Here is a 25,380-nt window from a genome sequence, read left to right as displayed (position 1 = left end):
CAGGGAGAACCGATGAACCTTCCCAAGATAGTTTCCCGATCGGAGTGGCTGGAGGCCCGCAGGGCGCTCCTGGAGAAGGAGAAGGAGGTCACCAACGCCCGCGACATGATCGCCGCGGAGCGCCGGAAGCTGCCGATGGTCAAGGTGGAGAAGGAGTACCTCTTCGAAGGGCCGGACGGCGCAGCGACGCTGCTCGACCTGTTCGAGGGCCGCCGCCAGCTCATCGTCCGGCACTTCATGTTCGGCCCGGACGATGACGAGGGCTGCATCGGCTGCTCCATGCAGACGGACAGCGTCGGTGAACTCGCCCACATGTGGGCACGGGACACCAGCTTCGCCCTGGTCTCCCGGGCGCCGCTGGCGAAGTTCGCACCCTTCAAGGCCCGGATGGGCTGGAATTACCCCTGGTACTCGTCGTTCGGCAGCGACTTCAACTACGACTTCGAGGCCGCCAGCGAGATGGGCGAGTCGCCCGGGGTGAGCGCGTTCATCCGTGACGGCGACGACGTCTTCCACACCTACTCGGTCTTCGACCGGGGCGGGGACATCTTCAAGAACTTCTACAACTACCTGGACATCACCGCCCTGGGCCGGCAGGAGGACGAGCTGGAGCACCCCTGGGACTGGTGGCGCTACAAGGACAGCTACGACAGCGAGGACGCAGCCGTGCCCGGCACCAACTGGTGGAATGGGACACGCTTCAAGTCGTAGCGCGTCGATGACCCCCTCGCGGCGACAGCCGGGAGGGCCCGTGACTCCGGCTCCGGGACCTGCTGCCTCCCCGCGACAGGTCCCGGGTCCGGAGTTCTCGACCGTCCGCGACCCGACACGCCCATCACCTGGAGGACATCATGAGCGACCTGTCCGGCAAGACCACCATCGTCGTCGGCGCGAGCCGCGGCCTGGGCCACGGGATCGCCACGGCCTTCGCCGAGGCCGGTTCCCGAGTGGTCGCCGTCTCGCGCACCGCGGCGCCGACCGCCGGTCCGGCCGGCGCCGTCGGCAGCACCGTTGCCGAACTCGCCGACGCCGGCGACCCCACAGTGGCGGGCAGCCTCCTCGACCGATACCGGCCCGAGGTCGTCGTCCTGGCGGCCGGCGCGAGCCCGCACATGCGTCCGCTGCACCACCAGACCTGGGAGACCTTCTCGGTCAACTGGCAGACCGATGTCAGGATCGCGTTCCACTGGCTGCGCGAGACCCTGCTCACTCCGCTGCGGCCCGGCAGCAGGGTGATCGTGGTCAGCAGCGGTGCCGCGATGGCGGGTTCGCCGCTCTCCGGGGGCTACGCCGGCGCCAAGGCCACCCAGCGCTTCATCACCGGATACGCCCAGGACGAGGCGAAGCGCGCCGGACTGGACATCACGTTCTCCGCGGTGCTTCCCCGGATCACTCCGGTGACCGAGCTGGGCAGGTCGGCGGCCCGCGCGTACGCGGCGCGCGAGGGCCGGTCCGAGGAGGAGTACCTGAAGCAGATGGGGCCGCTCCTGACCCCGGAGATCGCCGGCTCGGCGATGGTCGAACTGGTCGGGACGGAGGCGACCGCGGTCGCGCCCGGCTATCTCCTGACCGGGGCCGGTCTGAAGAAGCTGCCCTGACTCGGTTCCACGTCATGGGTACGGGGCAGGGCCGCTGAGGTCCTGCCCCGTACGTCGTCGCGCCTTCCGGATACGGCTTGGCAGGGCAGGAGAACCGGCCTGCCGAGCCGTTGAGCACGCATGCCCCGAACCCGTCCGCCCACCCGGGAACGAGGGAGGGCACGTAGGAAGAGGCCGGGGGGATTCCCTTCTTCGATGATGGCTGAGCAGCACCGAGCCCGTGGGCCGGTCCTTCGCACACCTGTTTCGGCCACGACGACGAGGAGTGGGAACAGTGACGACGAACAGCAGCAGTACGAGCACACCGGACACCGCCGGGGAAGCCCCGGGCGTCCCGACCGATGCCGAACTCGCGAGCTCCCTGGACGGCGACTTCAGCAGCGAATACGCCACCGTGAACGGTCTCCGCCTCCACTACGTCGCCGGGGGCGAGGGCACTCCGCTGGTCCTGCTGCCCGGCTGGCCGGAGACCTGGTGGGAATTCCGCAAGGTGATGCCCGCCCTCGCCGCGGCCGGCCGCCGGGTCATCGTGCTCGACCTCCCCGGCATGGGCGGCTCGGACAAGCCCGCCACCGGATACGACAAGAAGACGATGGCCGGGGTCGTCCACGGATTCGTCCGCGCCCTCGGCTACGACCAGGTGGACATCGCGGGCCACGACGTCGGCGCACAGGTCGCCTTCAGCTTCGCGGTCAACCACCCGGAGGCCACCCGCAGGGTCGCCCTGCTCGATGTGCTCCACCCGGACGCGTCGATGTACCAGATCCCCGTACTGCCTGCCCCGGGCCTGCCCTTCTTCCCGTGGTGGTTCGCCTTCAACCAGGTCGTCGGCCTGCCCGAACAACTGCTGGCCGGACGCGCCCACTTCCTCATCTCCTGGGTCTTCGACAACTTCCTGCTGGACCCGGACGCGGTGACCCCGGCGGACCGGGCCGTCTACACCCGGGCCTACGACACGGCGGACGGCATCCGCGGTGGCAACGGCTGGTACCAGACGTTCGGCCAGGACATCGCCGACCTCGGCACCTACGGGCAGGTGAGCGCGCCCATGCTCGGCCTGGTCTCCAACCTCGCCGACGGCATGTTCGCCAAGCAGATGGAGGCGACGCTGCCCACCCAGGGGAGCGACGTGCGGGTCGTACTGGTACCGGACGCGGGCCACTACTTCGTCGAGGAGGCGCCGCAGGCCGTCATCGACGCGTTCAACGCGTTCTTCGTCTGATCTCTGATCCCACTAGTCCGTTGAGGAGAAGTCATGTCAACTCCCGTCATCCCGACCCGGGAACAGCTGGTGCGGCAGGTGTCCGCGATCGCGCCCGTGCTGCGGGCCAACACCGCGTGGTCGGCGGAGAACCGCCGACTGCACCCTGACTCGGTGGACGCCCTGCGCGACGCGGGTGTCTTCCGGATGCGTATCCCGCTGCGCTACGGCGGGTACGAGAGCGACGCGCAGACCATGGTGGCGGTGGCCGAGGAGATAGCCAAGGCCGACGGGTCCGCCGCATGGGTGGTGGCCAGCTCCTGGGTCGCCGGCTGGAGCGTGGGTCTGTACCCGGACGAGGTCCAGGACGAGGTGTTCGCGGAGTCCGGCACAGGGCTCTGCGCCACCATCGGGCCCGGGACCGCGACGGCCGTCCCCGTTCCCGGCGGCGTCCTGGTCAACGGCTCGTGGCCGTTCATCAGCGGCGCTCTCAGCAGCACCTGGCAGCAGGTCGCGGCGATATTCCTGGACCCGGACGGGCAGCCGTACCCGGTGATGGGCCCGGTCCCGGTGTCGGAGCTCGAGATCGTCGACGACTGGCACACCAGCGGCCTGCGCGGCACGGGGAGCGTCACCACGACCGCGAAGGACCTGTTCATCCCGCAGGAACGCATCCTGCCGGCGCCCATGGTGCTCGGTGGCCAGTCGGTCTCCAAGCTGAACGCCGAGTCGCCGATGTACCGCGCTCCGCTGATCATGGTGGGGGCGGCGTCCACGGTCGGGGTCGCCGTCGGCATGGGCAAGGCGGTGCGGGACCTCTTCTTCGAGCGGCTCCCCGGCCGCAAGATCACCTACACCGAGTACCCGAGCCAGAGCGAGGCCCCGGTGACCCATCTGCGGGTCGCCGAAGCGGCGATGAAGCTCGACGAGGCCGAGTTCCACGCGACCCGGCTGGCCGCCCAGCTGGACGCCAAGTGCGCCTCGGCGGAGCCCTGGGAGATGTCCGAGCGCGGCCGCAGCCGCGCGGACGAGGGCTCGGCCGTGCGGCTGACCCGGGAAGCGGTGGAGATCCTCGCCTCCTCCAGCGGCGGCTCCGCCGCCTACACCAGGGTGCCGGTGCAGCAGATAGCCAACGACCTCCAGACCTTCGGCCTGCACGCGATGATGAATCCGGATGTCAACGCCGAGACCTACGGCCGGATCCTCTGCGGCCTGGAGCCCAACACCTACTACATCTGACCGGTGCCGAGCCGTCCCCGGCACGAGAGAGTCCACCAGAAACCCTGAGGAGTCGTCATGTCCACCCTTGGAATCATCGGCAGCGGAGTCATGGGCACAGTGATCGCTCGGCTCGCCGTCAGGAACGGCATTCCGGTCGTGATGTCCAACTCCCGCGGCCCCGAGAGCCTCGCCGGCCTCGTCGCGGACCTGGGCCCGCTGGCCACGGCCGGTACCGTCGAACAGGCCTCACAGGCCGGTGACTTCGTCGTGTTGGCCCTGCCGGTCACCGCCTACCGGTCCGTCCCGGTGGCGCCGTTGCGGGGTCGGGCCCTGCTGGACACCAGCAACTACTACCCGATCCGCGACGGCCGCATCGAGGAGCTGGACTCGGAGAAGCTGACCACCAGCGAGCTGATCCAGCAGCACTTCGACGGGGTCCACCTGGTCAAGGCGTTCAGCGGCATTCTGGCCCACCACATCACGCAGCTCGCCCGTCCCTCCGGCCATCCGGAGCGCAGCGCGGTGGCCATCGCCGGCAACGACGCCTCCGTGAAGTCCGGAGCGTCGGCGCTGATCCACACGATCGGCTTCGACACGGTCGACGTGGGCTCGCTGGCGGACAGCTGGCGCATCGAACCGGAGACCTCCGCGTACACCTGGCTCTACATGGCCGACAAGAACACCGCCTTCGAGGACCGGACCGAAGCCCTCGGGGCTCCCCTGCCGGCCGCCGCGCTGCGGGCGGCACTGGAGAACGTCGAGAGGGTCCGGGTGGCGGAGCGCACCTTCTGACTCCTCCCCGACGCCCGGAGAGAACCGGGAAGCCCGCCGTCGTCGGCGGGCTTCCCGGAGCACAACCGACGCACCGAGAGCCTGGGGACACCACGATGAGCGAGATCGACGAGCAGCAGACCCTTACCGGCGGCTGCCTGTGCGGGAAGATCCGGTACAGCGCGAAAGGCCGGCCGTTCTACCCCCATGTGTGCAGCTGCTCGCACTGCAGGAAGCTCTCCGGCGGCCCGATGATGGCCTTCGTGGGCCTCCCCCTGTCCGGCTTCGCCTGGGACGGTCCGGGCGGCGAGCCCACCTGGTACGCGACCTCGCCGGGCGCCGGGCGCGGGTTCTGCGGCGACTGCGGCTCCCGGGTGTGCGCGCTCGACGACGGCTCGGACGCCGTCTTCGTGACCATCATGAGCCTGGACGACGACGGTGTGTTCGTTCCGCGGAACCAGCACTTCCGCGACGACGCCGTGTCCTGGCTCCCGCAGGTACCGAAGCCCGCAACCACCGCGTGACCGCGGCCCGCCTCCGTGCGGCCGGGCACGATGACCACAGCGGGCGTCCACGACGCCCAAGAGACCGGGCCAGGAGTTCCGCCCGGCGAGAAGGAGCGGTATCCATGAACTACGCCGAGATCCTGCACCTGATGGAAACCGACCCGGTGATCCGGACGCTGATCGAGGCACCGATCCCGATGCGGCTCGGTTACGTGGGGCTGGACGGCCACCCGAGGGCGGTGCCGGTCTCCTACCTCTGGAACGGCAAGGCCTTCGTCTTCGCCACCCCGACCGGAGCGTACAAGGTCAAGGCGCTCAAGGCGCACCCGCAGGTCGCCTTCACGGTCGACACCACCACGTACACACCGCTGATCATGAACGTACGCGGAACGGCCTCGGTCGAGATCCGGCAGGGAATCCCCCAGGAGCACATCGACGCGTCCCGCCGGAACATCGGCGACGAGGCGCGGATGGAGGAGTGGATGCGGGTGAAACGGGAGAGCACCAGCGAGATGGCCGTGATCACCATCGTCCCCACGCATGTCGTCGTGTGCGACTTCGTCACCCGCTTCCCGCCACCGCGGACGGTGGACTACGCCCACGCCTACGGCGCGGAGCAGGACTGAGGCCGGCCGGAGACCGGGCGCCCCGGCGGCCTCCACCGCCGTCGGCGCGATCAGGCGCCGCACGGCTCCGGGGGAAGCGCCGCGTTCTTCGCGCGGACGCGGGACGGGGAGCGGCGCACACGGGGCAGCCCCTCTTCCGGTCCGCTTCGGACCGGAAGAGGGGCTGCGATAACACCCGGCCCCGGGCGTCCTACTTCCACTGGATGATCTGGAGGTAATTCCCGTCGGGGTCGGAGAACGTACCGAACTTGCCCGGCTCCCGGTCATCGACAGAGATCCACTCCGCGCCGGCCGCGCTCAGCTGGGCCTCCACCGCGTCGAAGTCGTCGACATGGAAGTTGATGATGGAGCGACCCGGCTGGTCGTTCTTCGCGTCGATGTCGTCGCGCTCGCAGACGACCAGGTGGAAGCCGCCCAGGTCGATCGGGCCTTCGCCGGTGAACCCCGGAGCCAGCGCCTTGATGTACCAGGCCCGCAGTTCCTCGGGACGAGTCGAGCCGACCAGCATGCTTCCGGGCTTCAGTGTCGCCATGTCGAATCTCCTTGATGTGTGATCCGAGGTCGCGGCAGCGGCTGGCGCCACGCCACGCCTCTCGGTGCTGTGCGAAGTCGTCCGCCTCGGCGGCGCGCTCGACGCCCACCGCCCGATGGCACCGGCCGACCCGGAGACCTCCACCGTAAGGTGCCGTCCGTTCCGGAAGGCGCAGGTTGCCTCACCGCGCGCCCGGCCCGTCGCCGAGGGCCAGCCGACCTGCCCGGCGGCCGGCCCGTCGGATTCCGCAACCAAAGTGTTGCACGTAACTCAACCCTTACGCAACCCAACTCTTGCGCGACACGCGCCCACTACCAAAAGCGCGGCTCCCGCGCGCCCAGTCCTGGCGCAGCACCTCGCTTCACCGCACTACCGCGCCCCACCCACTGAACGCAACCTTTCGATTGCGCCTGACGATCCGATGTGCAACCATCGGGTTGCTGGCAAGAGCACCAATGAAGGAGTCCCTCATGAGCGAACGGCTGATCGAACGCGAAACCCTGATCGCAGCCCCCGTCGACCGGGTGTGGTCACTGGTGACCGAGCCGGGGTTCTGGGTCGCCGACCCGGCCAGTGCGTCCGGCACCGTGGCCGTCGAGGGCGAATCAACGGTGGCCGAGAACCCCGAGCACGGCAGCTTCCCCGTGCGAGTGGAGAAGGTGGAGCCGCAGACCTACGTCGCGTACCGCTGGGCCAGCGCGTTCCCCGGTCAGGAGCTGAGCGACGACAACAGCACTCTGGTGGAGTTCACGCTGACCGCCGAGGGTGACAAGACGCGGCTGCGCGTCGTCGAGAGCGGGTTCGCGGCGCTGGCCGGGTCCGAGGATCTGCGTGCCAAGGCGCACAGCGACAACGCCGACGGCTGGCCCCAGGTGCTCGACGCGGTCAAGACGCGCGTCGAGGCGTCGTCCGTGTGACGGACGAACGCCAGGGCTCCGTCGGGGTGGTGGACAGCGTGCTGGTCGCGCTGGCCGACAACACGCGACGCGAGCTGTTGCAACTGCTCGCCGCACAGGGCGAGGCCACGGCGACGACGCTTGCCGAGAGTCTTCCGATATCACGACAGGCGGTGGCCAAACACCTCGCCGTCCTGGACGCCGCCGGACTGGTCTCCGGCAGCCGGGTCGGACGCGAGGTGCGGTACGCGGTGAAGCCGGCGACCCTCGACGCGACGGCGCGGTGGATGACCATGCTCGCCGCCGACTGGGACAGGCGTCTGGCGAAGATCAAGCACATCGCCGAGGCAGCGGAACGGCAAGACACCCCTTAGACCCTGTCGTCCTGTTCCCGTCGTTCGCCCGGCCTGCCCGCCGGGCGAACGACGGGAACGGGGCGGCAGTATTCAGCACTCCCCCAGCTCCAGGTCACCCCGGCAGGGGCACCGAACCGACGGCCTGTCAGGCGTCGGCCCGGCGCTCGGTGACGCGTGCCGCCGGGCGGCACGGTCGGCCGACGCGGTGACCGTTCACGAAACCGGACTCTCGATCGAGGGAACCATCTCATGACGACCGACGCAGGCAAGAGCGAAGCGAGTTCAGCTCCACGTTTCACCGGCAGGGAACGGATGATCCTGTTCCTCCTGCTCGGCTCCGGATTCATGCTGTCCGTCGACTTCTCGATCCTCAACGTCGCGCTGCCCGAGGTCGGCGCGGGCGTCGGACTGGGGCTCTCCGGGCTGCCCTGGATCACCTCGGCCTACGCCCTCCCCGCGGCGGGCTTCGCCCTCCTCTTCGGACGGATGGGCGACCTCTACGGCCGCCGCCGGCTCTTCATCACGGGGCTGGCGCTGCTCGGCGCGGCCTCACTGCTCGGCGGATTCGCCCAGAACGCCGAGGTGCTGCTGACCGCCCGCGCACTGCAGGGCTTCGCCACCGCGATGGCGATCCCCGCGTCCCTGTCCCTGCTCACCAGCACCTTCGCGGAAGGCGCGCAGCGAGACCGGGTCCTCGGCCTCAACGGTGCGCTGCTCTCCGGCGGCTTCACGGTGGGCGCGCTGGTCGGCGGAGTCCTGGTCAGCCTGCTCAGCTGGCGAGCCGCGTTCTTCATCAACGTCCCGGTGGCGCTGGTCATCCTGGCGTTCACCCCGTCGCTGATCAGGGAGAGCAGCGTCCCCGACCGGGTGAAGATGGACGTGCCCGGGGCGGTGACCGCGGCCGGCGGTCTGCTGGCCGTCATCTACGCGATCATCGAGACGAACATCTACTCGGCCGTCATCGGCGCGGTGCTGCTGGCCTTGTTCTGGATGATCGAGCTGCGTTCGGCCGCGCCGCTCGCCCCGGTGCGCATCCTCAAGCGGCCGACGGTGAAGTGGGGCAACTACGGGGGTCTCGTGACCTTCTCCATGGGCACCGCCATGATCTTCCTGATGACCCTCTACCTTCAGAACGTCCTGCACTACTCCCCGCTGGTCACCGGCCTGGTATTCGGCGTCCCGGGCCTGGCCGCCATGGTCGCCGGGGTCATCGCCGGGCGCTCGATCGGACGCCACGGCAGCCGGAAGGTGCTGGCCGTGGGCTTGTCCGTGCAGGGCCTGGCGATCGTTCCGCTGATCTTCCTCGGTACCGACCGGGTGGCACTCGCCGTCGTGATCCCCGCGCTGTTCATCGCGTTCTTCGGGCATGTGACCTCCATCGTGGCCTACACCGTGACCGGAACCTCGGGCCTCCCCAATGAGGAGCAGGGCCTGGCCACGGGCATGACCGCGATGACCCAGCAGGTGGCCGTCACGGTCGGCATCCCGATCCTGAGCGCGGTCGCCGCGACCCAGGCGGTGGAACTGGACGGCCTCCACCGCGCGCTCATCGTGAACGTCGTGGTGACCCTGGCGAGCGTGGTCCTGATCTGGTGGGGGTTGCGTGCCCGAGGCGCGGACGCTCCGGCGGCGGTCGCGCCGCATCCGGGGGCCGCGGACGAGGCGCTGGCCCGTCCGCTGGACTGACATCCGGCCTGACGGAGTCGCACTCGGCCGAGTGCGGCTCCGTGGCGTTTCGGGCCGGATCCGCCACGTTCATGCCGACGGGCCCGGCTGACGGTCCGGTGGCCGTCCCTGGCGGGGTCTTCGTGGGCCTCCGCACCGTTCACCGCTCCCCCGGCACCCACTGCGCGTGGAAGCCGTGCGGCACCCGCACCGGCAGCGGGACCACGGCGACGGGCGGCCCGGTGAATTCGGCGGTGTCCAGGACCACCAGTTCACTGCGGTCGGTGGCGGGGTCGTACACCAGGGTCAGCAGCCAGCCGTCGGCCTCCGCGGCTCGCGCCTCGCGCGGCACGAAGACGGGTTCGCCGGTCAGCCGTCCGCCGGCGAAGGCATGACGTTCCGAACGGCCGGTGACGAGATCGTGCCGCAGCAGTGCCGGGCCGCAGAGCGCGGCGCCCCGGCCCTCGTCGAGTTCGACGGTGAAGGCGTACCGGTACGGCAGTCCCGTGTGCCGCTCGTCGATCAGCGGGAACTCCTGCGCCGAGCTGTCCAGTTGCCGCTCCGTCACGGCGTTCTCACGCGGATCGAGGGTCCAGCGCCACAGGGTGGGCGCCGACTCGCTGGCGTGCAGCCGGTCACGGTCGAAGGCCCGCTCGTGGCGGATCACGTCCACGGTGATCCGGCCGTCTCCCTCTTCGTAGGCGTTGACCGGGTGGAAGACGAAGCAGGGTGCGACGTCGAGCCAGACAGCGGCCGCCTCCGCGCAGCCGCGGGGCACGATTCCGATCCGGGCGCCGTGGTCGTGCTGCCAGGAGTAGGGCATGGGCGAGCCGGCCCGTGCCTCGGCGGGGTCGTGGGTCACCGGCAGGTCGAAGAGGACCGCGTGGCGTTCGGTGAGGGCGAAGGAGTGCATCCAGGGGCGGCCCTTGACCGGGACCGGCAGTGTCTCGCGGACCCGGCCCGCGACGTCGACGGTGAGCAGGACCGCCTCGTCCCTCGCGTGGTCGGTCGCGACCGCGAGGAGTTCGCCGGTGACCGGGTCGGTGAGGGGGTGCGCGCAGAAACCGCCGGGGAGGGTGCCGTCGAAGTCGGTGCGGGCACGGGTGGCGAGCCCGGAGTCGATGACGAGCGGCAGGGCGGTGGCGGCGGCCACGGCCAGGGTGCGGCCGGCGTGCCGGACCAGGTTGGCGTTGACGTTGTCGTCCGGTCCGTTACGGGGTCCGGGGGTGGGCAGCTCGTTGAGCGCACCGCTGATCGAGTCGGTCCGCAGCCAGCGGTTGCGGTACGACAGCGCCCGGCCGCCGCCCAACCGGATCGCGTGCACCATGCCGTCACCCCCCAGGGCGTGGTCGACGGCGGGGTCGTGGGTGCCCCGGGTATTGGGCCCGATCCGCAGGAAGGTTCCGTCGAGCTGAGACGGGAGCGTGCCGCGCACCGTCAGTCCGGTGTGGTCGGTCTCGGCCGGCACCGGCTGGTAGCCACGTCCGAGGAGGTGCACCGTGCTGTACGGGAGTGTGCCGCGGGCAGGGTCAGTGGTGCGAGGCATGGCCGCCTCCTCCGTTGAGTGCCATTGTTACGTAACACTGTCACGTAATAGCGTCACAGCCGCCCCGCCATACTGTCAAGGGTGAGCCCACGACCCGTTGACCCGAATCTCCGTCCCCAACTCATCGACGCCGCGGCGAAGCTGCTCGGCGAGGAGGGGCCGGCCGCACTGTCCACCCGCAAGCTGGCAGCCATGGTGGGCACCTCGACCACGGCCGTCTACACGTACTTCGGCGGAATGGACGACCTGGTGCGCGCGATGGTCCACGAGGGGTTCAGGCTGCTCGGCGACCGGATGAGGGCGGTCGAGGAGAGCGACGACCCGGTCGCCGACGTGCTCGCACTCGGCTGGGCGTACCGGGACAACGCCCGGGAGCACTGGCACCTGTACAACGTGATGTTCGGCGGGTCGGGCCTCAGCGGCTTCTCCCTCACCGACGCCGACCGGCAGCACGGCCGCTACACCCTGGACATCCTCGTCGGAGCGGTCAAGCGCTGCGCCGCGACCGGCCGCTTCCGCCCCTTCGACCCCGAACTGGTCGCGCACCAGCTGTGGATCGCCCTGCACGGGCTGGTCACCCTGGACCTCGGCGGCTACCTGGTCGAGCCCAACACCGCGGACGTCTGCTTCGAGGCGCAGGTGGGCGGAATGATCCTGGGCGCGGGGGACGACCCTCAGCGCGCCCAGGAGTCCCTGGCCAGGGCCACACGACGGCGGCTCCGGACCCAGTAGGGCCCGGAGCCGCCGTTGGTGGTTCCGCCGGGGTGGAGGGAGACCCGCTACGCGTTCCAGGGAGCCGTCGGGAACCATATGTAATCGAGCCTGCCCAGCATCCGGATGTCCCAGTAGATGACCGTGAACGCGCCGGCCACCAGGAACGCGGACGCGGTCAGTGCCGCCACCCGGCCCGGCTTGGTGGCCAGCCAGCGCTGGACGGGCCGGCTGAGGGTGTAGGACAGGAACAGGAAGAGCACCGCCATCACCGCGAAGTTGCCGATGGACTGGAGCGAGAAGGCGACTGCTCCGTAGAGCGGGTTGTGTTCCTCGGCGGCCTGCCGGAACAGGTTGCGGAACAGCGGGTAGGGGCGGCCGATCAGGAAGGCGCCGACCATGGCGCCGATCAGCACCAGCGGAGCGTTCGGGTGCCGGCGCGAGACCGCTGCCAGCGGGTCGGGGACCAGTCCGGCCGCGGCCAGCCCGAGCGCCAGCATGAACAGGCCGAGCACCCCGTACACGATCATGGCCTGGGCGATCCGGGGTGAGATGCCGTGCGTCTGCGCCATCGAGAACTGCGGCATGTGAGTGCCGACCAGACCGACCAGCACCCCGTAGGCGGCCGAGACCGGCAGCATGCCGGCCGCCATCCAGCCCAGCGGCCGCAGCGCGTGTGCCAACCGCTGACGACGGGTCAGGCTGATCTGCCCGACCAGCGGACCCACCGCTCCGAACACGGCCACGTTGCAGGCCGTGAAGGAGCCGGCCAGCCCGGACACCAGGGCGAAGAGCACCCCGGAGGCGATGCCCGTCAGCGGCGTGTCCTTGGCGTCATGACCGAGGAGTTGGCTCGCGGTGCGGAAGCCGATCTCGTCGTCCGCCAGCTTCGAGGACCATGCGTAGGCGATCAGTAAGCCGCCGAGCAGGCTGAGCACGAGGAGCAGGACCCGACGGCGTGGGAACAGGCCGTTGACGAAGAGCGACGTGGCGTGCGGCGGTGCCGTCGGGGCCGGAACGGAGGTGGTGGTACCGGACATGTGAGGTCTCCTCTGGGCTGGGGCGGTGCCGGAACCGGTGCACGAGGTCTCGCTTGCGGCCGCTCACGTGCGGGACGGCCGCATGGCGGGACCTCGGTGTGGGGACGTGCGGGCGACGCGACTGATTGTCGGGACCCGACCCCTTCCGTGCCTACTCCTGAATTGCCCGGGGCCGGCACGGCAGAAGTAGTACGGCGGGCCGTGGAACCGGAGCATGAAACCGGAGCTGCGGCCGTCCGGGCGCGCGGCGGGCTGGAGGGCAACGATGAGCGCGAGCTGGCGAGCGGTCAGGCGCCGTCTGATGACACCGAGCCACAACGAGACCAAGCTGTCGACCCGGGGCTTCCACGAGAAGAGCCCCGAGGCGCGGGAGACGCTCGAAACGGTCGGGGGGACTTTCCTCGACGGGTACGCGTTCGCCGTCGAGGCACGCGACCAGGACGAGGCGCACCAGCGGCTGGAACAGGTCCCGGTGCGGTTCCGCGGCTTCGCCTACGAGGGCGCGGCGATGGGACTGGCCATGCTGGACGGACTTCCGATACCCGGCAACGGCCGGATAGCGGCCTTCCTGGCGGGCCACGGCGCCCCGCACGACTACATGGTGCACGTCGGGGTCGGCTGGGCGATGGCCCGGCTGCCCCGCTTCCGGTGGGCGTCCATCGCGCCCGCCGACCCCCTGCTGCGCTGGCTGGCCCTGGACGGATACGGATTCCACCAGGCCTACTTCCGTACCCAGCGCTATGTGCGCGAGCAGTACCGGGACCGGTCCTTCCCGTGGCCCGGCGACGAGACCCGGCGGTACGCCGGGCACGCCGTCGACCAGGGCATCGGGCGGGCGCTCTGGTTCATCGGCGGCACCGACCCGGCCGTGGTCTCCGACCTGGTGGACAGCTTCGCGGCCGACCGGCGTGCCGACCTCTACAGCGGGGTCGGCCTGGCCGCCTGCTACGCCGGCGGTGCCGACCAGGCCGAGCTGCTGCACCTGCTCGAACGGGCCGGCCGCTACCGGCCGCAACTCGCCCAGGGCGTGGCCTTCGCCTCGACCACCCGGGTGGAGTCCGGGCTGCTGACACCGCACACCGAGATGGCCGCGCAACTGCTCTGCGGGATGAGCCCGCAGCAGGTCACCGAGGTCTGCTCGCGGGCCCGGCCCGATCCCGTCGTGGACGGCCGGCTGACGGCGTACGAGGTATGGCGCCGGGAGATCGCCGAGCGGGTCTCCAGCGACGCCCCCGAGGCACGGGCATGACCGGCGTGGACTCGGTACCGGCCCCGGCCCGGCCGGGCGGCGGCCGGCCGCGTCGGCCACCGGGGCCGTCGCGGGCCGGCACCCCGGTGCTCCTGGCCCGCATGGCATCCGACCGGCTGGCGGTGATGACCGAGGCGGCGGCCACCTACGGCGACGCGGTACGGCTGCCGCTCGGCCCCAAGACCCTGTACTTCTTCAACCACCCCGACCACATCCGCCGGGTGCTGACCGACAACAGCGCCAACTACCACAAGGGCATCGGTCTGGTGCACGCCCGCCGCGCGCTCGGCAACGGCCTGCTGACCAGTGAGGGCCCGCTGTGGCGTGCCCAGCGCAAGGTGATCCAGCCGGCGTTCCAGCCGCGCCGGATCAACCGGCAGGTCGGGGCCATCGGCGAGGAGGCGCTGCTGCTGGCCGACCGGCTGAGGCGGTCGGCGGGCGCGGGAGCGGTGGACATCCGGCAGGAGATGACCGGGCTCACCCTCGGGGTGCTCGGCCGCTCGCTGCTGGACGCGGATCTGGGCGCGTACGAGTCCATCGGCGAGGCCTTCGAGATCGTCCAGGACCAGGCCGTCTTCGAGATGATGAGCCTGAGTTCGGTGCCCACCTGGGTACCGCTGCCCCTGCAGCTGCGGTTCCGCAGGGCGCGGGCCGAACTGAACCGCATCGTGGCCGCGCTCGCCCAGGAGCGGGAACAGCACCCGGCTTCCGACGGCACCCGCGACGACGTGCTCTCGCGCCTCATCGACGCGACGGCCGACGAGCGGGATCCGACGGTCCGGCAGAACCGGATGCGCGACGAGCTGATCACCCTGCTGCTCGCCGGGCACGACACCACCGCCAGCACCCTCAACTGGACGCTGTACCTCTTGGACCGGCACCCCGAGGCGGGCGACCGGGTACGCGCCGAGGTCGACGAGGTGCTGGGCGACCGGCTGCCGGCCATCGAGGACTTCCACCGGCTCACGTACACGTCGATGGTGCTCCAGGAGGTGATGCGGCTGTACCCGGCGGTGTGGCTGCTGCCGCGCAGGGCGCTGGCGGCGGACGAGATCGGCGGCTACCGGGTTCCGGCCGGCGCCGATGTGGTGCTGTGCCCCTACACGCTGCACCGGCACCCGGACTTCTGGGAGGACCCGGACCGGTTCGACCCGGAACGGTTCGCCAAGGGCCGCTCCGCGGACCGGCACCGGTACAGCTACGTACCCTTCGGTGCGGGACCTCGGGTCTGTGTCGGCAGCAGCCTGGGGATGATGGAGGCCACGGTGGTGCTCGCCGTCCTGCTGCGCCGGCTGCGGCTGTCAGTCCCGCCGGGCCACAGGGTACGGGCCGAGCCGATGCTGACCCTGCGGGTCAAGGGCGGCCTGCCGATGACCGTGGAGGCGCGGAACTGACGGTGTGCGGGAAGAGATCGGTCACGCCGATGGCCGCCCCGGGCAGCAGTGGCCCGGGGCGGCCGTTCGCGTTCCGGAGTCCGCCGCGGGGCGTGGCGGCGACGCGGGTGCGGCAGGCGACGCGGGAAGCCCGGCCGGGGCAGCCGGCCGGGCTTCCTGTGCGATCCGGGGTCAGGCGGCGACGCGGCGGAAGGCCCCGCCGAGGAAGAGCAGCGGATCCTCGCCCGACGCATTGCCCGCACCCAGTACCGAGCCCACGAAGATGGTGTGGTCACCCCCGTCGTGGATGGCGCTGAGCCGGCACTCCAGCCAGGCCTGGACGTGGTCCAGCACGGGGGCCCCGGTGTGCCGGCCGGGTTCGTGGTCGATGCCGGCGAACTCCGCCGCACCGCGCGGGCGGGAGTGGTCGGCGAAGTGGCGGGCCACCCATTCCTGGTCCCGGCTGAGCACCGAGACCGCGAAGGCCTGCTCGGCCAGCACGAGTTGGTGGATGGCCGCCGACTTCACGACGCACACCAGCACCTGGGCCGGATCGAGGGAGACGGAGGTGAAGGAGTTGGCGGTCATGCCGCGCGGCGCGTCGCGTCCCGCGGTCAGTACGGTCACCCCGGTGGCGAAACGCCCGAGCACCCCGCGCAGTGCGCGACGGTCGTGGATGTCCGCCTCGGGCGCCTCCGCCGGAAGTGGCGGCAGGTCGAGCGGACCGGGCAGCGGAACGGAGGCGGATGGGACGATGGACATGTGGATCACCCCGCAGTAGTGGTGAGCGCCCGGGAGGACGCCGTACCGGAGACGCCGTAAGGAACCAGGGCGAGCCGCAGCGGCTCGGGGACCCTGGTCGGGCGGGTGTCGGTGTTGGGACCGCGCATGCAGGCGATCCTCTGCTGCCCGCGCGCGACCAGGGTCTCGCTTCCGTCGGGCCCGAGCCGCACGTAGTCGAAGGTGAAGGCGACCTGGGTCTGTGTGAGGTCCAGCAGCCGCATCCGGATGGACAGTTCGTCGAAGGCGGTGATCTCGGCGAAGAACTCGCAGTCCACCTTCAGGGTGAACAGCTTGAGGTCGGCCCGGATGTCGGCGAGCACGTCGGGGGCCCGGTCACGCAGGAACATCTCCCGGCAGCGGCCCTGCCAGCGGAGGTAGTTGACGTAGTAGACGTTGCCGACGAGGTTGGTCTCCTCGAAGCCGACCAGGTGGCGGTACTCGTAGTAGTCCGGTTGCGTCATCGGGTCCCCTCGGTCAGCACGGTGAACGACACCGGATCGGCGACGCCCTCCAAGGCGGTCGCGAAGGACGTGATGCGGTGTGCGCCGCCGCGGAAGGCCACCCAGCCGGCCGGCAGTCCCTCGTCGCCGTCCAGACTCAGCGCGGCCACCGCGTGGCCCGCCTTGCGCAGTGTCTCCACCGCGCCCCACACCCGGGTGGCGGCCAGGCTCAGCGCCTCGCCCCGCCCCTCGGCGAGCAGCCGCGCCAGCGCCAGGCCGTCGGCGCCGAGCAGCGCCGCCCACGCTTCGGCCGGCCGCTCGGCGGCCACCTCGACGTCGCAGGTGACGGCCTGGTCGGCGACCACGGCGAAGGTGACGCCCGCCGCGTGCGAAGCGGACACCCGTCGCCCGTCGGCCAGTTCGGGCCGTCCGTCGGGCCGGTGGTGCACCTCGGTGGTACGGCCCAGCGCCCAGCTCACCGCCTGGGCGGTGCGCTGCCGACGCTCGTCGACCGAGGACCCGTCGATCGGGCCTCCGGGCAGCACGACACACCGCAGCGGGTGGCCGAGCGCCGCCTCGGCGCGCCGTTCCAGGAAGGGGCCGAGCAGGGCCGGGAGCCAGGGCCCGGCTCCGTCCTGCTTGCGCACCGCCCGCAGCAGCAGTCCCTCCCAGCGCTCGACCGGCCGGCCCTCCTCGTCGCGGACGTCCAGGTCGTAGAGGTAGCTGTCGCCGTCCCGGGACCGCTCGCGAGCGTCGAGGAACAGCAGTCGGCCGGTCTGTCGCGCCGGCCGGGCCGCGAGACGCAGCCGTTCCACGCTCACCGGCAGCAGCGTGGCGTCGGGCACGCACGCCTGGATGGAGTGCATGAGCGCGTCGCGCGTACCGGGATCGGCCAGTACCAGTTCGTCCGGGTGGTAGGCGGCGAACCAGTCGGTCCGGGGGGTGTCGTCGATCTCGGCCAGGCAGTGCTTGGCGGCCAGGTCCCGGTAGCCGAGCAGCCGCTGGAAGCGGTCGCCCTGGAAGAGCACCGGTCCGTACAGCTCACCGGGGGCCAGCGGCACCCTCGGCACCTGGTCGCCGACCGGCTCCGGCTGACCGGCCGGCTCCGGCCCGCCGAAGCGCAGGGTGGCCCGGAAGTGGTCGGCCTGGAAGCCGGTCTCACTGCTGCGCACGACCGCCTCGACGGTGCCCGGTCCGGTGACCAGGGCGGCCACCCGCAGGGTCGTCGTGCCGTTCACCGGGACCACGATGGGCCGCAGGAACCGCATGTCCTCCAGCACCGGCGTGTCCCGGTGACCGGTCAACGCGGTGGCGACCTGGGTCATGGCCTCCATGCCGAGGACGGCGGGGAAGAGCAGGTCGCCGTCCAGCAGGTGGTCGGCCAGGTAGAGGTCGCCGCCGGCGCCGAGTTCGGCGTCCGCGACCAGTTCGATGCCGGGGTAGTGGACCTGGACGCGTTCCAGGAACCGCAGCAGCGGGGGTTCGCGCTGCTCCAGGGTGAGCGTCGGCAGGCCGCCGGCCCGGCCCATCACCACCAGGGCGGGCGGGACACGGGTGTCGGCCAGCAGCCGGCCGAGCAGCTCCACGCCCTGGTCGGCGGGGATCGGCTCGATGCCTTCGCGGACCAGCCCCTCCAGAACGCCCAGCCGCTCCCCCATGCCGGCACCGGACCAGACCGACCACTCCAGCGCCAGGCAGCGGCAGTCGGGGTAGTCCTGCTGGAACTGGACGGTCAGCTCGGTGAGCCAGTCGTTGGCGGTGGCGTAGTCCGCCTCACCGCGCAGTCCCGCCCGGCCGATGATGCTGCCGAAGGTCACGAAGAGCCGCAGCGCCGCCGGGTCGATCGCGGCCAGCACGGCCTCCACGCCGTCGATCTTGGTGGCCAGTGTGCGGCGGAACGAGTCCTCGTCCAGGTTGGCGAGTGCCTGCGGCTGGTTGCGGCCCGCACCGTGCAGCAGCCCGGTGACCGGGCCGAGGGCCTTGGTGATCTCCCCGACCGCGGCCTTGACCTGGTCGACGTCGGTGACGTCGGCCCGCGCGTAGTGCACCCGGACGCCCGCCGCCTTCATACGGGCCAGGTTGTCCGCGAGTTCGGCGTCCTCAGCGGGGTCGGAGCGGCCCATCAGCCCGATCGCCGCGCCGCTCGGCCCGGCCAGCGAGATGGCGCACTCGGCGGTGATGCCCTTGCCGCCGCCGGTGATCAGCAGGACGTCGCCGTCGTCCAGCGCCTGGTGGGTGGAGTCCGTCGCGAGCTCCACCGCCCGCAGGACCGGCTCCCGCCGCACGCCCTCGGAGTCGTAGTGCACCTCACTGAATCCGGTGGTGGCCAGGACGTCCGCGGTGATCCGGACGCTGATCCGTTCGGCGGCGTCGGCCGTCATGTCCCCGGGCAACGGCAGGGTGACGACGGTGACCGGGATGTCCGGTGCCTCCAGGTGCAGCGTCTTGGCCAGGCCCGCCGCTCCCCTGCGGTCGCCGACGGCGACCAGCCGGGTGCCGGTGGCACGCCGTTCCGGGTCGAGTGCGGCTCGGGCGGCGTCGAGCATCAGGCCGATGTGCTCCTGACCGCAGTCGCGGGGCAGGGCGAGCAGGACGCCCGCGCCGGGCCCGGTCGCGCGCAGCTTCCCGGCCAGCGGGCCGGCCAGCGGGTGCCGGTCGGAGGCGAAGACCTCCCAGTCGCCACCGGGACCGGCCACCGGGCCGCCGGGCAGCTCGGCCGGTGTCGAATCGACCACGAACGGGCGGACCCAGCTCGCGACGCCGGGGGCGGCGGACGGCTGGTGGTCGTCGGGCGACTGCTCCGCCAGCTCGTCCAGGAGTTCGGCGAGTTGCCCCAGCGTGGAGGTGGCGAACGCGGTGGTGACCATGGGGGCGGAGATGCCCAGCTCCTGGGCGGCCTGGTTCATGATCTGGCCGACGGTGATGGAGCTGAGGTGCAGTTCGTCGAGCGGGTTGGCCGCCGGATCGACCGTTTCGACCGGGAGTTCGGCCCGCTCGGCGGCAAGCCGGAGCAGCACGTCCAGGCTGGAGGCGTTCTCCCCGCCGGCCGCCGTGGTGCCGGCGGTGGGCGCGAGAGCGGTGAGCTCCGGCAGCGCGGCCGGCATCGACTGCTCCAGCACGAAGTCCTCGCCGTTGGACTCGCAGGGACTGGCGAAGAACGAGAACTCCTTGTCCAGCGGCAGCGGCCGGGTGAAGCGCCCGGCGAAGAGCCGGCTGTGCCGGACCGGCGCGCCCATCGTCCAGGCGGCGGCGACCGTGCCGAGCAGCCCGGTCAGTGACAGGGCGTCCGCCTCGGTGGCGACCGCGGGGACATCCGGCAGGATCTCGGCGGCCAGTGACTTCAGTACGTGGCCCGGTCCCACCTCGATCAGCAGGTCCACCTCGCCGTCCATCTCCTGGAGCGCCTCGGTGAACCGGACCGGTTGAAGTACCTGGCGGGTGAGCAGGTCCACCACGTCGGTGTCGGCGGGCAGCAGCCCGCCGGTGACGGTGGAGACCAGGCCCTCGCCCACCGGGCCGAACCGCTCGGTTGCCAGGTGCTCGGCGAGTCCGGCCGCAGCCGGGGCGACGGCCGGTGAGTGGAAGGCGTGGGAGACATTGATCCTCGCCGTGCCGACGCCCTGTCCGGCCGCCAGTGCGCAGACGCGTTCGACCGCCGCGACCGGGCCGGACACCACGGTCTGCCGGGGGCTGTTGTAGCCGGCGATCACCACCGGCTCGCCGGCGGTCAGGGTCTCGGCGAGTTCGGGGGTGGTCGCGAGCGCGGCCATCGTGCCGTCGCCGTCGCCGGCCGCTGCCATGATCCGGCCGCGGGCGCCGGCCGTGCTCAGCACGGTCTTCTCGTCGATCGCGCCCGCCCAGTGCAGGGCCGTGAGTTCCCCGAGGCTGTGTCCGGTGCCCCGGACCGCCTCGATGCCGAGGTGGTCCAGGATCCGCAGGCCCGCGACCGAGGCGGCCACGATCCGGGGCTGGGCGACGTCGGTGGCGACCAGGTCGCCGTCGGTGGGCAGCGAGAGCCGGTCGTACAACTCGTCCACGGCGGCGAACCTGCGGCGCAGCGCGCCTCCGTCGCCCCGCCTTCCGGCGCCCTGGCCGGGGAAGAGGAAGGCGATCCGGGGGGCCGATCCGGCGCTGCCCAGGAAGACGCCCCCCTGGGTGTCCAGCAGCGAGCGGGCCCCGGCGGCGAGTTGCCCGGCCAGCTCGGTGAGCCGCTCGGTGGCCTGTTCGGGCGAGGCGACGAGCACCGCGGCGCGCAACGGCCGGCCGTCCAGCGTGCTCTGCAACGTGGCCGCCAGGTCACCGAGTTCGGCGTACGACAGCTGGGCGCAGAACTCCGCGAGGCGGGTCGCCTTCTCCCGCAGTTCCTCCGGGTCTGCGCCGTCCAGCAGGAACAGCTCGGCGTCCTGCCGGGAGGCGACCAGTTTGCGGGTGACGCTCGGCAGGGCGTTGCGCCGCAGGCCGTCGGCGTGCTCGACCACGACGTGGGCGTTGATGCCGCCGAAGCCCATGGAGGAGACACCGGCCCGGATGGGCATGCCCTCGGGCCACAGCTCGGCACGGTCCGGGACCCGCAGCGCGGGCTCGGGGCCGAGGAGTTCGGGATGCGGGTCGACGTGGCTGGTGGCGGGCGGGATCACCTGGTGGCGGACCGCGAGGATCGCCTTGAGGAGCCCGGCGACCCCGGCCGCCGCCTTGGTGTGGCCGAAGTTGCCCTTGACGGTGCTCAGGGCGGCCGGGGCGAGAGCCCCGGAGGCGCGGCGGGCCTCGGTGAAGGCGCGCAGTTCGGTGGCGTCACCGACGGCCGTACCCGTGCCGTGGCCTTCCAGGAGCCCGATGGTCTCCATGCCGAAGCCGGCCGTGCGGTACGCGCGTCGTATGGCGAGTCGGTGGCCGCTGGCCTCGGGCCGGGTGATGCCGCCCTTGCCGTCGGAGGAGTAGCCCCAGCCGGCGATGGTGGCGTAGCGGAACCGGCCCTGCGCGCGGGCGTCCTCGTCCCGCATCAGGACCAGCATGCCGCAGCCCTCGCCGGGCCAGAAGCCGTTGGCGCCCTTGTCGTAGACCCGCATCTCGCCGGTGGCCAGCGCCCCGGTCTTGGCGAAGCCGATCACCTCGAAGGGGTCGATGCTCAGGTCCACACCACCGGCCACCGCCACGTCCATCGTGCCGCGGGCCAGCGCGTCGCAGGCGGTGGAGACCGACAGCAGGGAGGACGAGCACGCGCCGTCGACGGTGAAGCCGCCGCCCTTGAAGTCGAAGTGGTTGCAGATGCGGCCGGCGATGGTGTTGGCGAGGCCGCCGGCCAGGGTGTCCTCGCCGATCGGCGGGAAGGCGCTCTTGTAGCGCTGTTCGAGGCTGTCGAGGAAGGCGGTGAGCGCCTTGTCGTCCCAGCCCTGCTCGCGCAGCGCGGCGCCGACGGTGCGACGGACGTACGGCCAGCGCAGCCGCATCAGATTGGCCCGGCTGAACTCCCCGGTGAGGGTGTTGCCGATGATGACGCCGGTGTTGACGTCCGCCAGCCCCTCGCCGAACGGGAAGCCGGCGTCCTCCAGGGCGCGGGCCGCGGTGTCCAGGGCGAGCCAGTGGGTCATGTCGGTGGAGCGGAAGGTGCTGCCCGCCACCCGGTAGCGGACCCGGTCGAACTCGAATCCCTCGATCACCGCCGCCTTGGCGCTGTAGAAGCGGTCGGGCGCGGCGGGATCGGGTGAGTAGTAGTCCTCGGCGCGCATCCGCTGGTCGGGGAGTTTCCGGAAGGCACGGCGGCCCGCCAGCACGTTCTGCCAGAGCTGTTCGGGGTTCTCGGCGTCGGGGTAGCGGCAGGCGATGCCGACCACCGCGATGCGGCCGGAGGGTGCCCGCTCGTCGTTCTCGGCCGTGGTCACGGGCCTCGGTTCGCTCGCGGTCATGCCGCCACCGCCTCGTTGCCGGCCAGGCGCTGTGGCTCTGCGGGTTGCGCCACCGTGCCGCTGGTCGCGTCGTTGCCCCGGCGCCGTTGCAGGCCGTGGGCGACCCACCAGCCGATACCGCGGACGGCACACACGATCGTGGTGGCGAAAAAGAGGGTGTACACGACGTTGAAGACCATCAGCAGCCCGTAGACCATGGCGACCGAGGAGCCGAACATGAACTGGTTGCGCCCCTTCGAGGGGGTGGTTCCGGGGTCGGTGATCATGTAGTTGGTGAAGAGCACGAAGGCGACACCGCTCATGGGTCCGAGCGCGGACCAGATCGCCACGTCCCATATGAAGTGGCGCAGCACCGCTTGGATGACGAAGGCGCCGAGCCAGCCGACGATCAGCGGGATCCGCTTGGTCAGCATGGCGTTGATGACCGTGCCGGCGGTGGCGATGACGAGCGGGATGCCGACCCGGAAGAACGTGTTCGCGTTCTCGGTGAACTCGTACGGCGGGGCGATGCTGATCCAGGAGCCGAACATGAGCAGCGAGACGGTGATGCCGAAGTTGGACGGGTTCATGTAGTGCCGCATGCGGCCGTTGACCGGTGCCTGGAGGACGTGCTTGCCGGCCACGCCGATGAAGACACCGAGCAGGATGGGCAGCAGCAGGTCGTTGGCGTAGAGCAGCATGTTCACCGCGAGCGCGGTGATGTGGGCGGGCAGCAGGAACTCGTACACCCTGCGGAACCCGCCGCCCAGGAAGCGGGCACGCCGCTTCTGGGCCCAGGCGCTGATCACCTCCAGCACCATCTCCACCGCGTAGGCGAACGGCGCGCAGATGATCGGCCACAGCCAGGGCTGCTCGAAACCGAGCAGGGTGTAGCCCAGGACGTTGAACACGCTCATGGAGATGGCGAAGTTGCGCAGTGCCAGGTAGCGGGGGTCCCGGTTGGGCTTCTTCTTCCCGGCGGGGGGTTGGGCGGCGTGCGGAGCCGCGTTGACAGTCCGGGAACGGTTGTTGTCGGTCATCGGCTCGTCACCTCCTGGATGTCGTCGGTCAGCATGAGGGTGTGGCTGCCCGCGGAGAGCTGCTGGGTCTTGGTGTGCAGGCCGCCCCCGCTGTCGCGCCACGTGAAGTGCGCCTCCACCGGGCCGGTGTAGGTGTCGAGGCCGAAGCGCACCTCGAAGCTGCGGAAGCCTCCGTGTCCGCCGCCGCCGTCGAGCTGGGCGATCTGCTTCCCCTGCGGCGTGGTGATGCTCACCGTGGTGCCGTACGCGGGCGAGCCGGTCGCGGCCAGCCCCTCTCCGGCGGTGGAGTCCGGCGCGGGCCGGTACAGCCGCAGTGTCAGGTCCTTGCCCAGCTTCGGGGCCTGGTTGGCGTAGAAGGCCGGAGGGCCCCACTGGCGCGCTATCGCGAAGTCCAGCGCGCCGGTGCCGGTCGTGTCGGCGGTGGCGATCGCGCGGGTCGGGATCGGGACGTCGAGGCCGAGCTGCTCGCTCACGTTCGCGTACTTGCCGCTGCTCGTACGGGCGTAGAACGCCATCACCTCGTCGCCGGCCAGGTCGTCACCGGGGCCGACGTGCGGCCACATCTCGGGGTTGGAGAGCAGGTTGTCGTTGGTCATGGCCAGTTCCTGGAGCCACGGCCAGCGGTCGATGTCACCCTTGACGAAGCCGGTGGCCTGCAGGATGTTCTGCTGGCCGTTGTTGAGGAAGTCGCCCATCTTGGCGTCCCAGCCCCAGCCGCTCCAGGCGACGCCGTTCTTCTGCGCCTCCTGCTTGAAGGGGGCGATGCCGTCCTGCAGTTCGGCCTTCGCGGCGGCCGGGCTGTCGGCCTGGTTGACCCAGAGGAAGTTGCTCTCCTCCAGGCCCCAGGCGACGGTGATGTTGCTGACCATCATGTCGAAACTGCCGTTGCCGTCGACGTCACCGAAGTCGACCCCCATGCCCTTGAAGGAGCCGTTGCCGAGCACGAACGACTTCGGGGTCGTCGCGGTGCGCTTGCCCTTGGCCTCCGTGAAGCGGATGTTGCCGGGGGTGGAGCGGTTGTGCAGCAGGTGCCCGTGGCCGAAGTCGTTGGCGATGTAGACGTCGGGCAGCCCGGAGCCGGTCAGGTCGGCGCCGGAGATGGCCAGCGTCCAGCCGGTGGAGTTGGCGTACGGGATGGCGTCCTTCTCCTCGACGAAGGAGACGTCCGGGTTGGTGCCGGCCGAGCCCTTGTACCAGCGCAGCACGTGGTCACCGCCTGCGTTCTTCGCGCTGGACAGCGAGTCGTTCATCTCGACGTTGTTGAGGCCCTTCGGGTCGAGCACGTCGGAGTCCGGGAAGTAGTTCCCGACGATCATCGACGGGTGGCCGCTGCCGTCGAGGTCGGCGACGTAGACGGCGTCGGTGTTCCACCGCGGCCCGTGGTACTTGCCGTCGAGGCTCTGCGAGGCGACGACTTCGCGCGGGACGTACGCGGACGGGGACGGGGTCCTGGCGTCGGACTTCGCCAGGAACAGCACCGGGGTGCGCCCCCAGTAGGTGACCAGGAAGTCGTTGCGGCCGTCGCCGTTGAAATCGCCGGGGGTGCAGCCGGTGGGTGCCATGGCGTCGTCCATCGGCAGCGGCTTGCCGTCCAGCAGGAACGGGGTGAACCGGTCGGCGGCAGGCGCGGTCGGGGTGTAGGTGACCACGACCGAGTCGGTACGGGTGTCGACGATGCACATGCCGTTGGCGAGTCCGTGGCCGGTGACATCGTTGACCGCGATGCTGGCGCCGACCGACGAGATCCAGGCGCGGATCTTCTCGTAGGCGGGGTTCACCTCACGGATCGTCTTCTTCGGCTGCGAGTCGTATCCGGGCGGCATCGCGATCGGCATTTCCTTGAACTTGTACGCCGCGGCAGCCTCGTCGCCGCCCGCGACGGACACCGATGTACGGACGACGAAGAACAGCGAGGTCGCCACCAATATCGTGACCACCCCTGGT

Annotated in this window: 21 protein-coding genes; 13 read left to right on the top strand and 8 right to left on the bottom strand. The window is 71.0% G+C overall.

All coding sequences use genetic code 11. From position 1 onward, the window contains the following. Nucleotides 1-12 precede the first annotated feature (12 nt). The 7 genes from G3I41_RS19380 to G3I41_RS19350 all read left to right on the top strand — a co-directional run bounded on the left by G3I41_RS19380 (nucleotide 13) and on the right by G3I41_RS19350 (nucleotide 5,923). Nucleotides 13-711, top strand: a complete 699-nt coding sequence (locus G3I41_RS19380) for a DUF899 domain-containing protein (protein WP_164401501.1) — start codon at nucleotides 13-15, stop codon at nucleotides 709-711. Between the two features lie 140 nt (nucleotides 712-851). Next, on the top strand, nucleotides 852-1,598 hold the full coding sequence (locus tag G3I41_RS19375) for an SDR family oxidoreductase (RefSeq protein ID WP_164401500.1): 747 nt from the start codon (nucleotides 852-854) through the stop codon (nucleotides 1,596-1,598). Nucleotides 1,599-1,872: 274 nt separating this feature from the next. Then, nucleotides 1,873-2,820 carry an alpha/beta hydrolase gene (locus G3I41_RS19370; RefSeq protein ID WP_164401499.1) on the top strand — a complete coding sequence of 316 codons (948 nt, stop codon included), beginning with the start codon at nucleotides 1,873-1,875 and terminating at the stop codon, nucleotides 2,818-2,820. A 33-nt stretch (nucleotides 2,821-2,853) separates the two neighbouring features. After that, a complete protein-coding gene (locus G3I41_RS19365) occupies nucleotides 2,854-4,038 on the top strand; it encodes an acyl-CoA dehydrogenase family protein (protein WP_164401498.1) in 1,185 nt (394 codons plus the stop codon). A 57-nt stretch (nucleotides 4,039-4,095) separates the two neighbouring features. Beyond that, nucleotides 4,096-4,812 carry an NAD(P)-binding domain-containing protein gene (locus G3I41_RS19360; protein ID WP_164401496.1) on the top strand — a complete coding sequence of 239 codons (717 nt, stop codon included), beginning with the start codon at nucleotides 4,096-4,098 and terminating at the stop codon, nucleotides 4,810-4,812. A gap of 95 nt (nucleotides 4,813-4,907) precedes the next feature. Then, on the top strand, nucleotides 4,908-5,315 hold the full coding sequence (locus G3I41_RS19355; RefSeq protein ID WP_164401494.1) for a GFA family protein: 408 nt from the start codon (nucleotides 4,908-4,910) through the stop codon (nucleotides 5,313-5,315). 104 nt (nucleotides 5,316-5,419) lie between these two features. Beyond that, nucleotides 5,420-5,923, top strand: coding sequence for a pyridoxamine 5'-phosphate oxidase family protein (locus G3I41_RS19350; RefSeq protein ID WP_164401492.1), 504 nt, complete (start codon nucleotides 5,420-5,422; stop codon nucleotides 5,921-5,923). Nucleotides 5,924-6,113: 190 nt separating this feature from the next. On the opposite strand, the gene G3I41_RS19345 is transcribed toward G3I41_RS19350, so the two are convergent. Then, the gene (locus tag G3I41_RS19345; protein WP_164401490.1) at nucleotides 6,114-6,455 is read right to left on the bottom strand and encodes a VOC family protein; all 342 of its coding nucleotides are present in this window, start codon (nucleotides 6,453-6,455) and stop codon (nucleotides 6,114-6,116) included. A gap of 470 nt (nucleotides 6,456-6,925) precedes the next feature. On the opposite strand from G3I41_RS19345, the gene G3I41_RS19340 reads away from it, so the two are divergent. The 3 genes from G3I41_RS19340 to G3I41_RS19330 all read left to right on the top strand — a co-directional run bounded on the left by G3I41_RS19340 (nucleotide 6,926) and on the right by G3I41_RS19330 (nucleotide 9,393). After that, a complete protein-coding gene (locus G3I41_RS19340; RefSeq protein ID WP_164401488.1) occupies nucleotides 6,926-7,372 on the top strand; it encodes an SRPBCC domain-containing protein in 447 nt (148 codons plus the stop codon). Then, on the top strand, nucleotides 7,369-7,725 hold the full coding sequence (locus G3I41_RS19335) for a metalloregulator ArsR/SmtB family transcription factor (RefSeq protein ID WP_096627470.1): 357 nt from the start codon (nucleotides 7,369-7,371) through the stop codon (nucleotides 7,723-7,725). The genes G3I41_RS19340 and G3I41_RS19335 overlap by 4 nt, the downstream gene beginning before the upstream one ends. 231 nt (nucleotides 7,726-7,956) lie before the next feature. Next, a complete protein-coding gene (locus tag G3I41_RS19330; protein ID WP_239081714.1) occupies nucleotides 7,957-9,393 on the top strand; it encodes an MFS transporter in 1,437 nt (478 codons plus the stop codon). A gap of 139 nt (nucleotides 9,394-9,532) precedes the next feature. Here G3I41_RS19330 and G3I41_RS19325 read toward each other — a convergent pair whose 3' ends face one another. Next, nucleotides 9,533-10,918: a carotenoid oxygenase family protein gene (locus G3I41_RS19325; protein WP_164401487.1), complete on the bottom strand. Its 1,386-nt coding sequence runs from the start codon at nucleotides 10,916-10,918 to the stop codon at nucleotides 9,533-9,535. Between the two features lie 81 nt (nucleotides 10,919-10,999). On the opposite strand from G3I41_RS19325, the gene G3I41_RS19320 reads away from it, so the two are divergent. Beyond that, a complete protein-coding gene (locus tag G3I41_RS19320; RefSeq protein WP_164401485.1) occupies nucleotides 11,000-11,650 on the top strand; it encodes a TetR/AcrR family transcriptional regulator in 651 nt (216 codons plus the stop codon). 47 nt (nucleotides 11,651-11,697) lie between these two features. Here the strand turns inward: G3I41_RS19320 and G3I41_RS19315 are convergent, their stop codons facing one another. Beyond that, the gene (locus tag G3I41_RS19315) at nucleotides 11,698-12,669 is read right to left on the bottom strand and encodes a hypothetical protein (RefSeq protein ID WP_203601311.1); all 972 of its coding nucleotides are present in this window, start codon (nucleotides 12,667-12,669) and stop codon (nucleotides 11,698-11,700) included. A 265-nt stretch (nucleotides 12,670-12,934) separates the two neighbouring features. On the opposite strand from G3I41_RS19315, the gene G3I41_RS19310 reads away from it, so the two are divergent. After that, on the top strand, nucleotides 12,935-13,918 hold the full coding sequence (locus tag G3I41_RS19310) for a DUF1702 family protein (protein ID WP_164401483.1): 984 nt from the start codon (nucleotides 12,935-12,937) through the stop codon (nucleotides 13,916-13,918). After that, nucleotides 13,915-15,312 carry a cytochrome P450 gene (locus G3I41_RS19305; RefSeq protein WP_164401481.1) on the top strand — a complete coding sequence of 466 codons (1,398 nt, stop codon included), beginning with the start codon at nucleotides 13,915-13,917 and terminating at the stop codon, nucleotides 15,310-15,312. The genes G3I41_RS19310 and G3I41_RS19305 overlap by 4 nt, the downstream gene beginning before the upstream one ends. Nucleotides 15,313-15,483: 171 nt before the next feature. Here G3I41_RS19305 and G3I41_RS19300 read toward each other — a convergent pair whose 3' ends face one another. The 5 genes from G3I41_RS19300 to G3I41_RS19280 are packed head-to-tail and all read right to left on the bottom strand — an operon-like array spanning nucleotide 15,484 to nucleotide 25,373. Further along, entirely contained in the window at nucleotides 15,484-16,062 is a 579-nt protein-coding gene (locus G3I41_RS19300; protein WP_343242171.1) for a flavin reductase family protein, read from the bottom strand. After that, nucleotides 16,059-16,535: an acyl-CoA thioesterase gene (locus tag G3I41_RS19295; RefSeq protein ID WP_164401479.1), complete on the bottom strand. Its 477-nt coding sequence runs from the start codon at nucleotides 16,533-16,535 to the stop codon at nucleotides 16,059-16,061. Before G3I41_RS19295 ends, G3I41_RS19300 begins: the two co-directional genes overlap by 4 nt. Further along, complete coding sequence (locus tag G3I41_RS19290) at nucleotides 16,532-22,417, bottom strand: type I polyketide synthase (protein WP_203601310.1); 5,886 nt, start codon at nucleotides 22,415-22,417, stop codon at nucleotides 16,532-16,534. The genes G3I41_RS19295 and G3I41_RS19290 overlap by 4 nt, the downstream gene beginning before the upstream one ends. Beyond that, nucleotides 22,414-23,436, bottom strand: coding sequence for an enediyne biosynthesis protein (locus G3I41_RS19285; protein ID WP_164401477.1), 1,023 nt, complete (start codon nucleotides 23,434-23,436; stop codon nucleotides 22,414-22,416). Before G3I41_RS19285 ends, G3I41_RS19290 begins: the two co-directional genes overlap by 4 nt. Next, nucleotides 23,433-25,373 carry a VCBS repeat-containing protein gene (locus G3I41_RS19280; protein ID WP_343242170.1) on the bottom strand — a complete coding sequence of 647 codons (1,941 nt, stop codon included), beginning with the start codon at nucleotides 25,371-25,373 and terminating at the stop codon, nucleotides 23,433-23,435. Before G3I41_RS19280 ends, G3I41_RS19285 begins: the two co-directional genes overlap by 4 nt. Nucleotides 25,374-25,380: the final 7 nt, after the last annotated feature.

The sequence above is a fragment of the Streptomyces sp. SID9727 genome (assembly GCF_010550605.1).
In the GTDB taxonomy this organism is placed as follows: Bacteria; Actinomycetota; Actinomycetes; order Streptomycetales; family Streptomycetaceae; genus Streptomyces.
This window is presented reverse-complemented; position numbering and strand designations above follow the sequence as displayed.

Bases quoted from the DNA above. Each gene is read 5' to 3' on its own strand.
- G3I41_RS19380 (WP_164401501.1), top strand. From the start codon at position 13: ATGAACCTTCCCAAGATAGTTTCCCGATCGGAGTGGCTGGAGGCCCGC.
- G3I41_RS19375 (WP_164401500.1), top strand. From the start codon at position 852: ATGAGCGACCTGTCCGGCAAGACCACCATCGTCGTCGGCGCGAGCCGC.
- G3I41_RS19365 (WP_164401498.1), top strand. From the start codon at position 2,854: ATGTCAACTCCCGTCATCCCGACCCGGGAACAGCTGGTGCGGCAGGTG.
- G3I41_RS19360 (WP_164401496.1), top strand. From the start codon at position 4,096: ATGTCCACCCTTGGAATCATCGGCAGCGGAGTCATGGGCACAGTGATC.
- G3I41_RS19355 (WP_164401494.1), top strand. From the start codon at position 4,908: ATGAGCGAGATCGACGAGCAGCAGACCCTTACCGGCGGCTGCCTGTGC.
- G3I41_RS19350 (WP_164401492.1), top strand. From the start codon at position 5,420: ATGAACTACGCCGAGATCCTGCACCTGATGGAAACCGACCCGGTGATC.
- G3I41_RS19345 (WP_164401490.1), bottom strand. From the start codon at position 6,455: ATGGCGACACTGAAGCCCGGAAGCATGCTGGTCGGCTCGACTCGTCCC.
- G3I41_RS19340 (WP_164401488.1), top strand. From the start codon at position 6,926: ATGAGCGAACGGCTGATCGAACGCGAAACCCTGATCGCAGCCCCCGTC.
- G3I41_RS19330 (WP_239081714.1), top strand. From the start codon at position 7,957: ATGACGACCGACGCAGGCAAGAGCGAAGCGAGTTCAGCTCCACGTTTC.
- G3I41_RS19325 (WP_164401487.1), bottom strand. From the start codon at position 10,918: ATGCCTCGCACCACTGACCCTGCCCGCGGCACACTCCCGTACAGCACG.
- G3I41_RS19315 (WP_203601311.1), bottom strand. From the start codon at position 12,669: ATGTCCGGTACCACCACCTCCGTTCCGGCCCCGACGGCACCGCCGCAC.
- G3I41_RS19310 (WP_164401483.1), top strand. From the start codon at position 12,935: ATGAGCGCGAGCTGGCGAGCGGTCAGGCGCCGTCTGATGACACCGAGC.
- G3I41_RS19305 (WP_164401481.1), top strand. From the start codon at position 13,915: ATGACCGGCGTGGACTCGGTACCGGCCCCGGCCCGGCCGGGCGGCGGC.
- G3I41_RS19295 (WP_164401479.1), bottom strand. From the start codon at position 16,535: ATGACGCAACCGGACTACTACGAGTACCGCCACCTGGTCGGCTTCGAG.
- G3I41_RS19290 (WP_203601310.1), bottom strand. From the start codon at position 22,417: ATGACCGCGAGCGAACCGAGGCCCGTGACCACGGCCGAGAACGACGAG.
- G3I41_RS19285 (WP_164401477.1), bottom strand. From the start codon at position 23,436: ATGACCGACAACAACCGTTCCCGGACTGTCAACGCGGCTCCGCACGCC.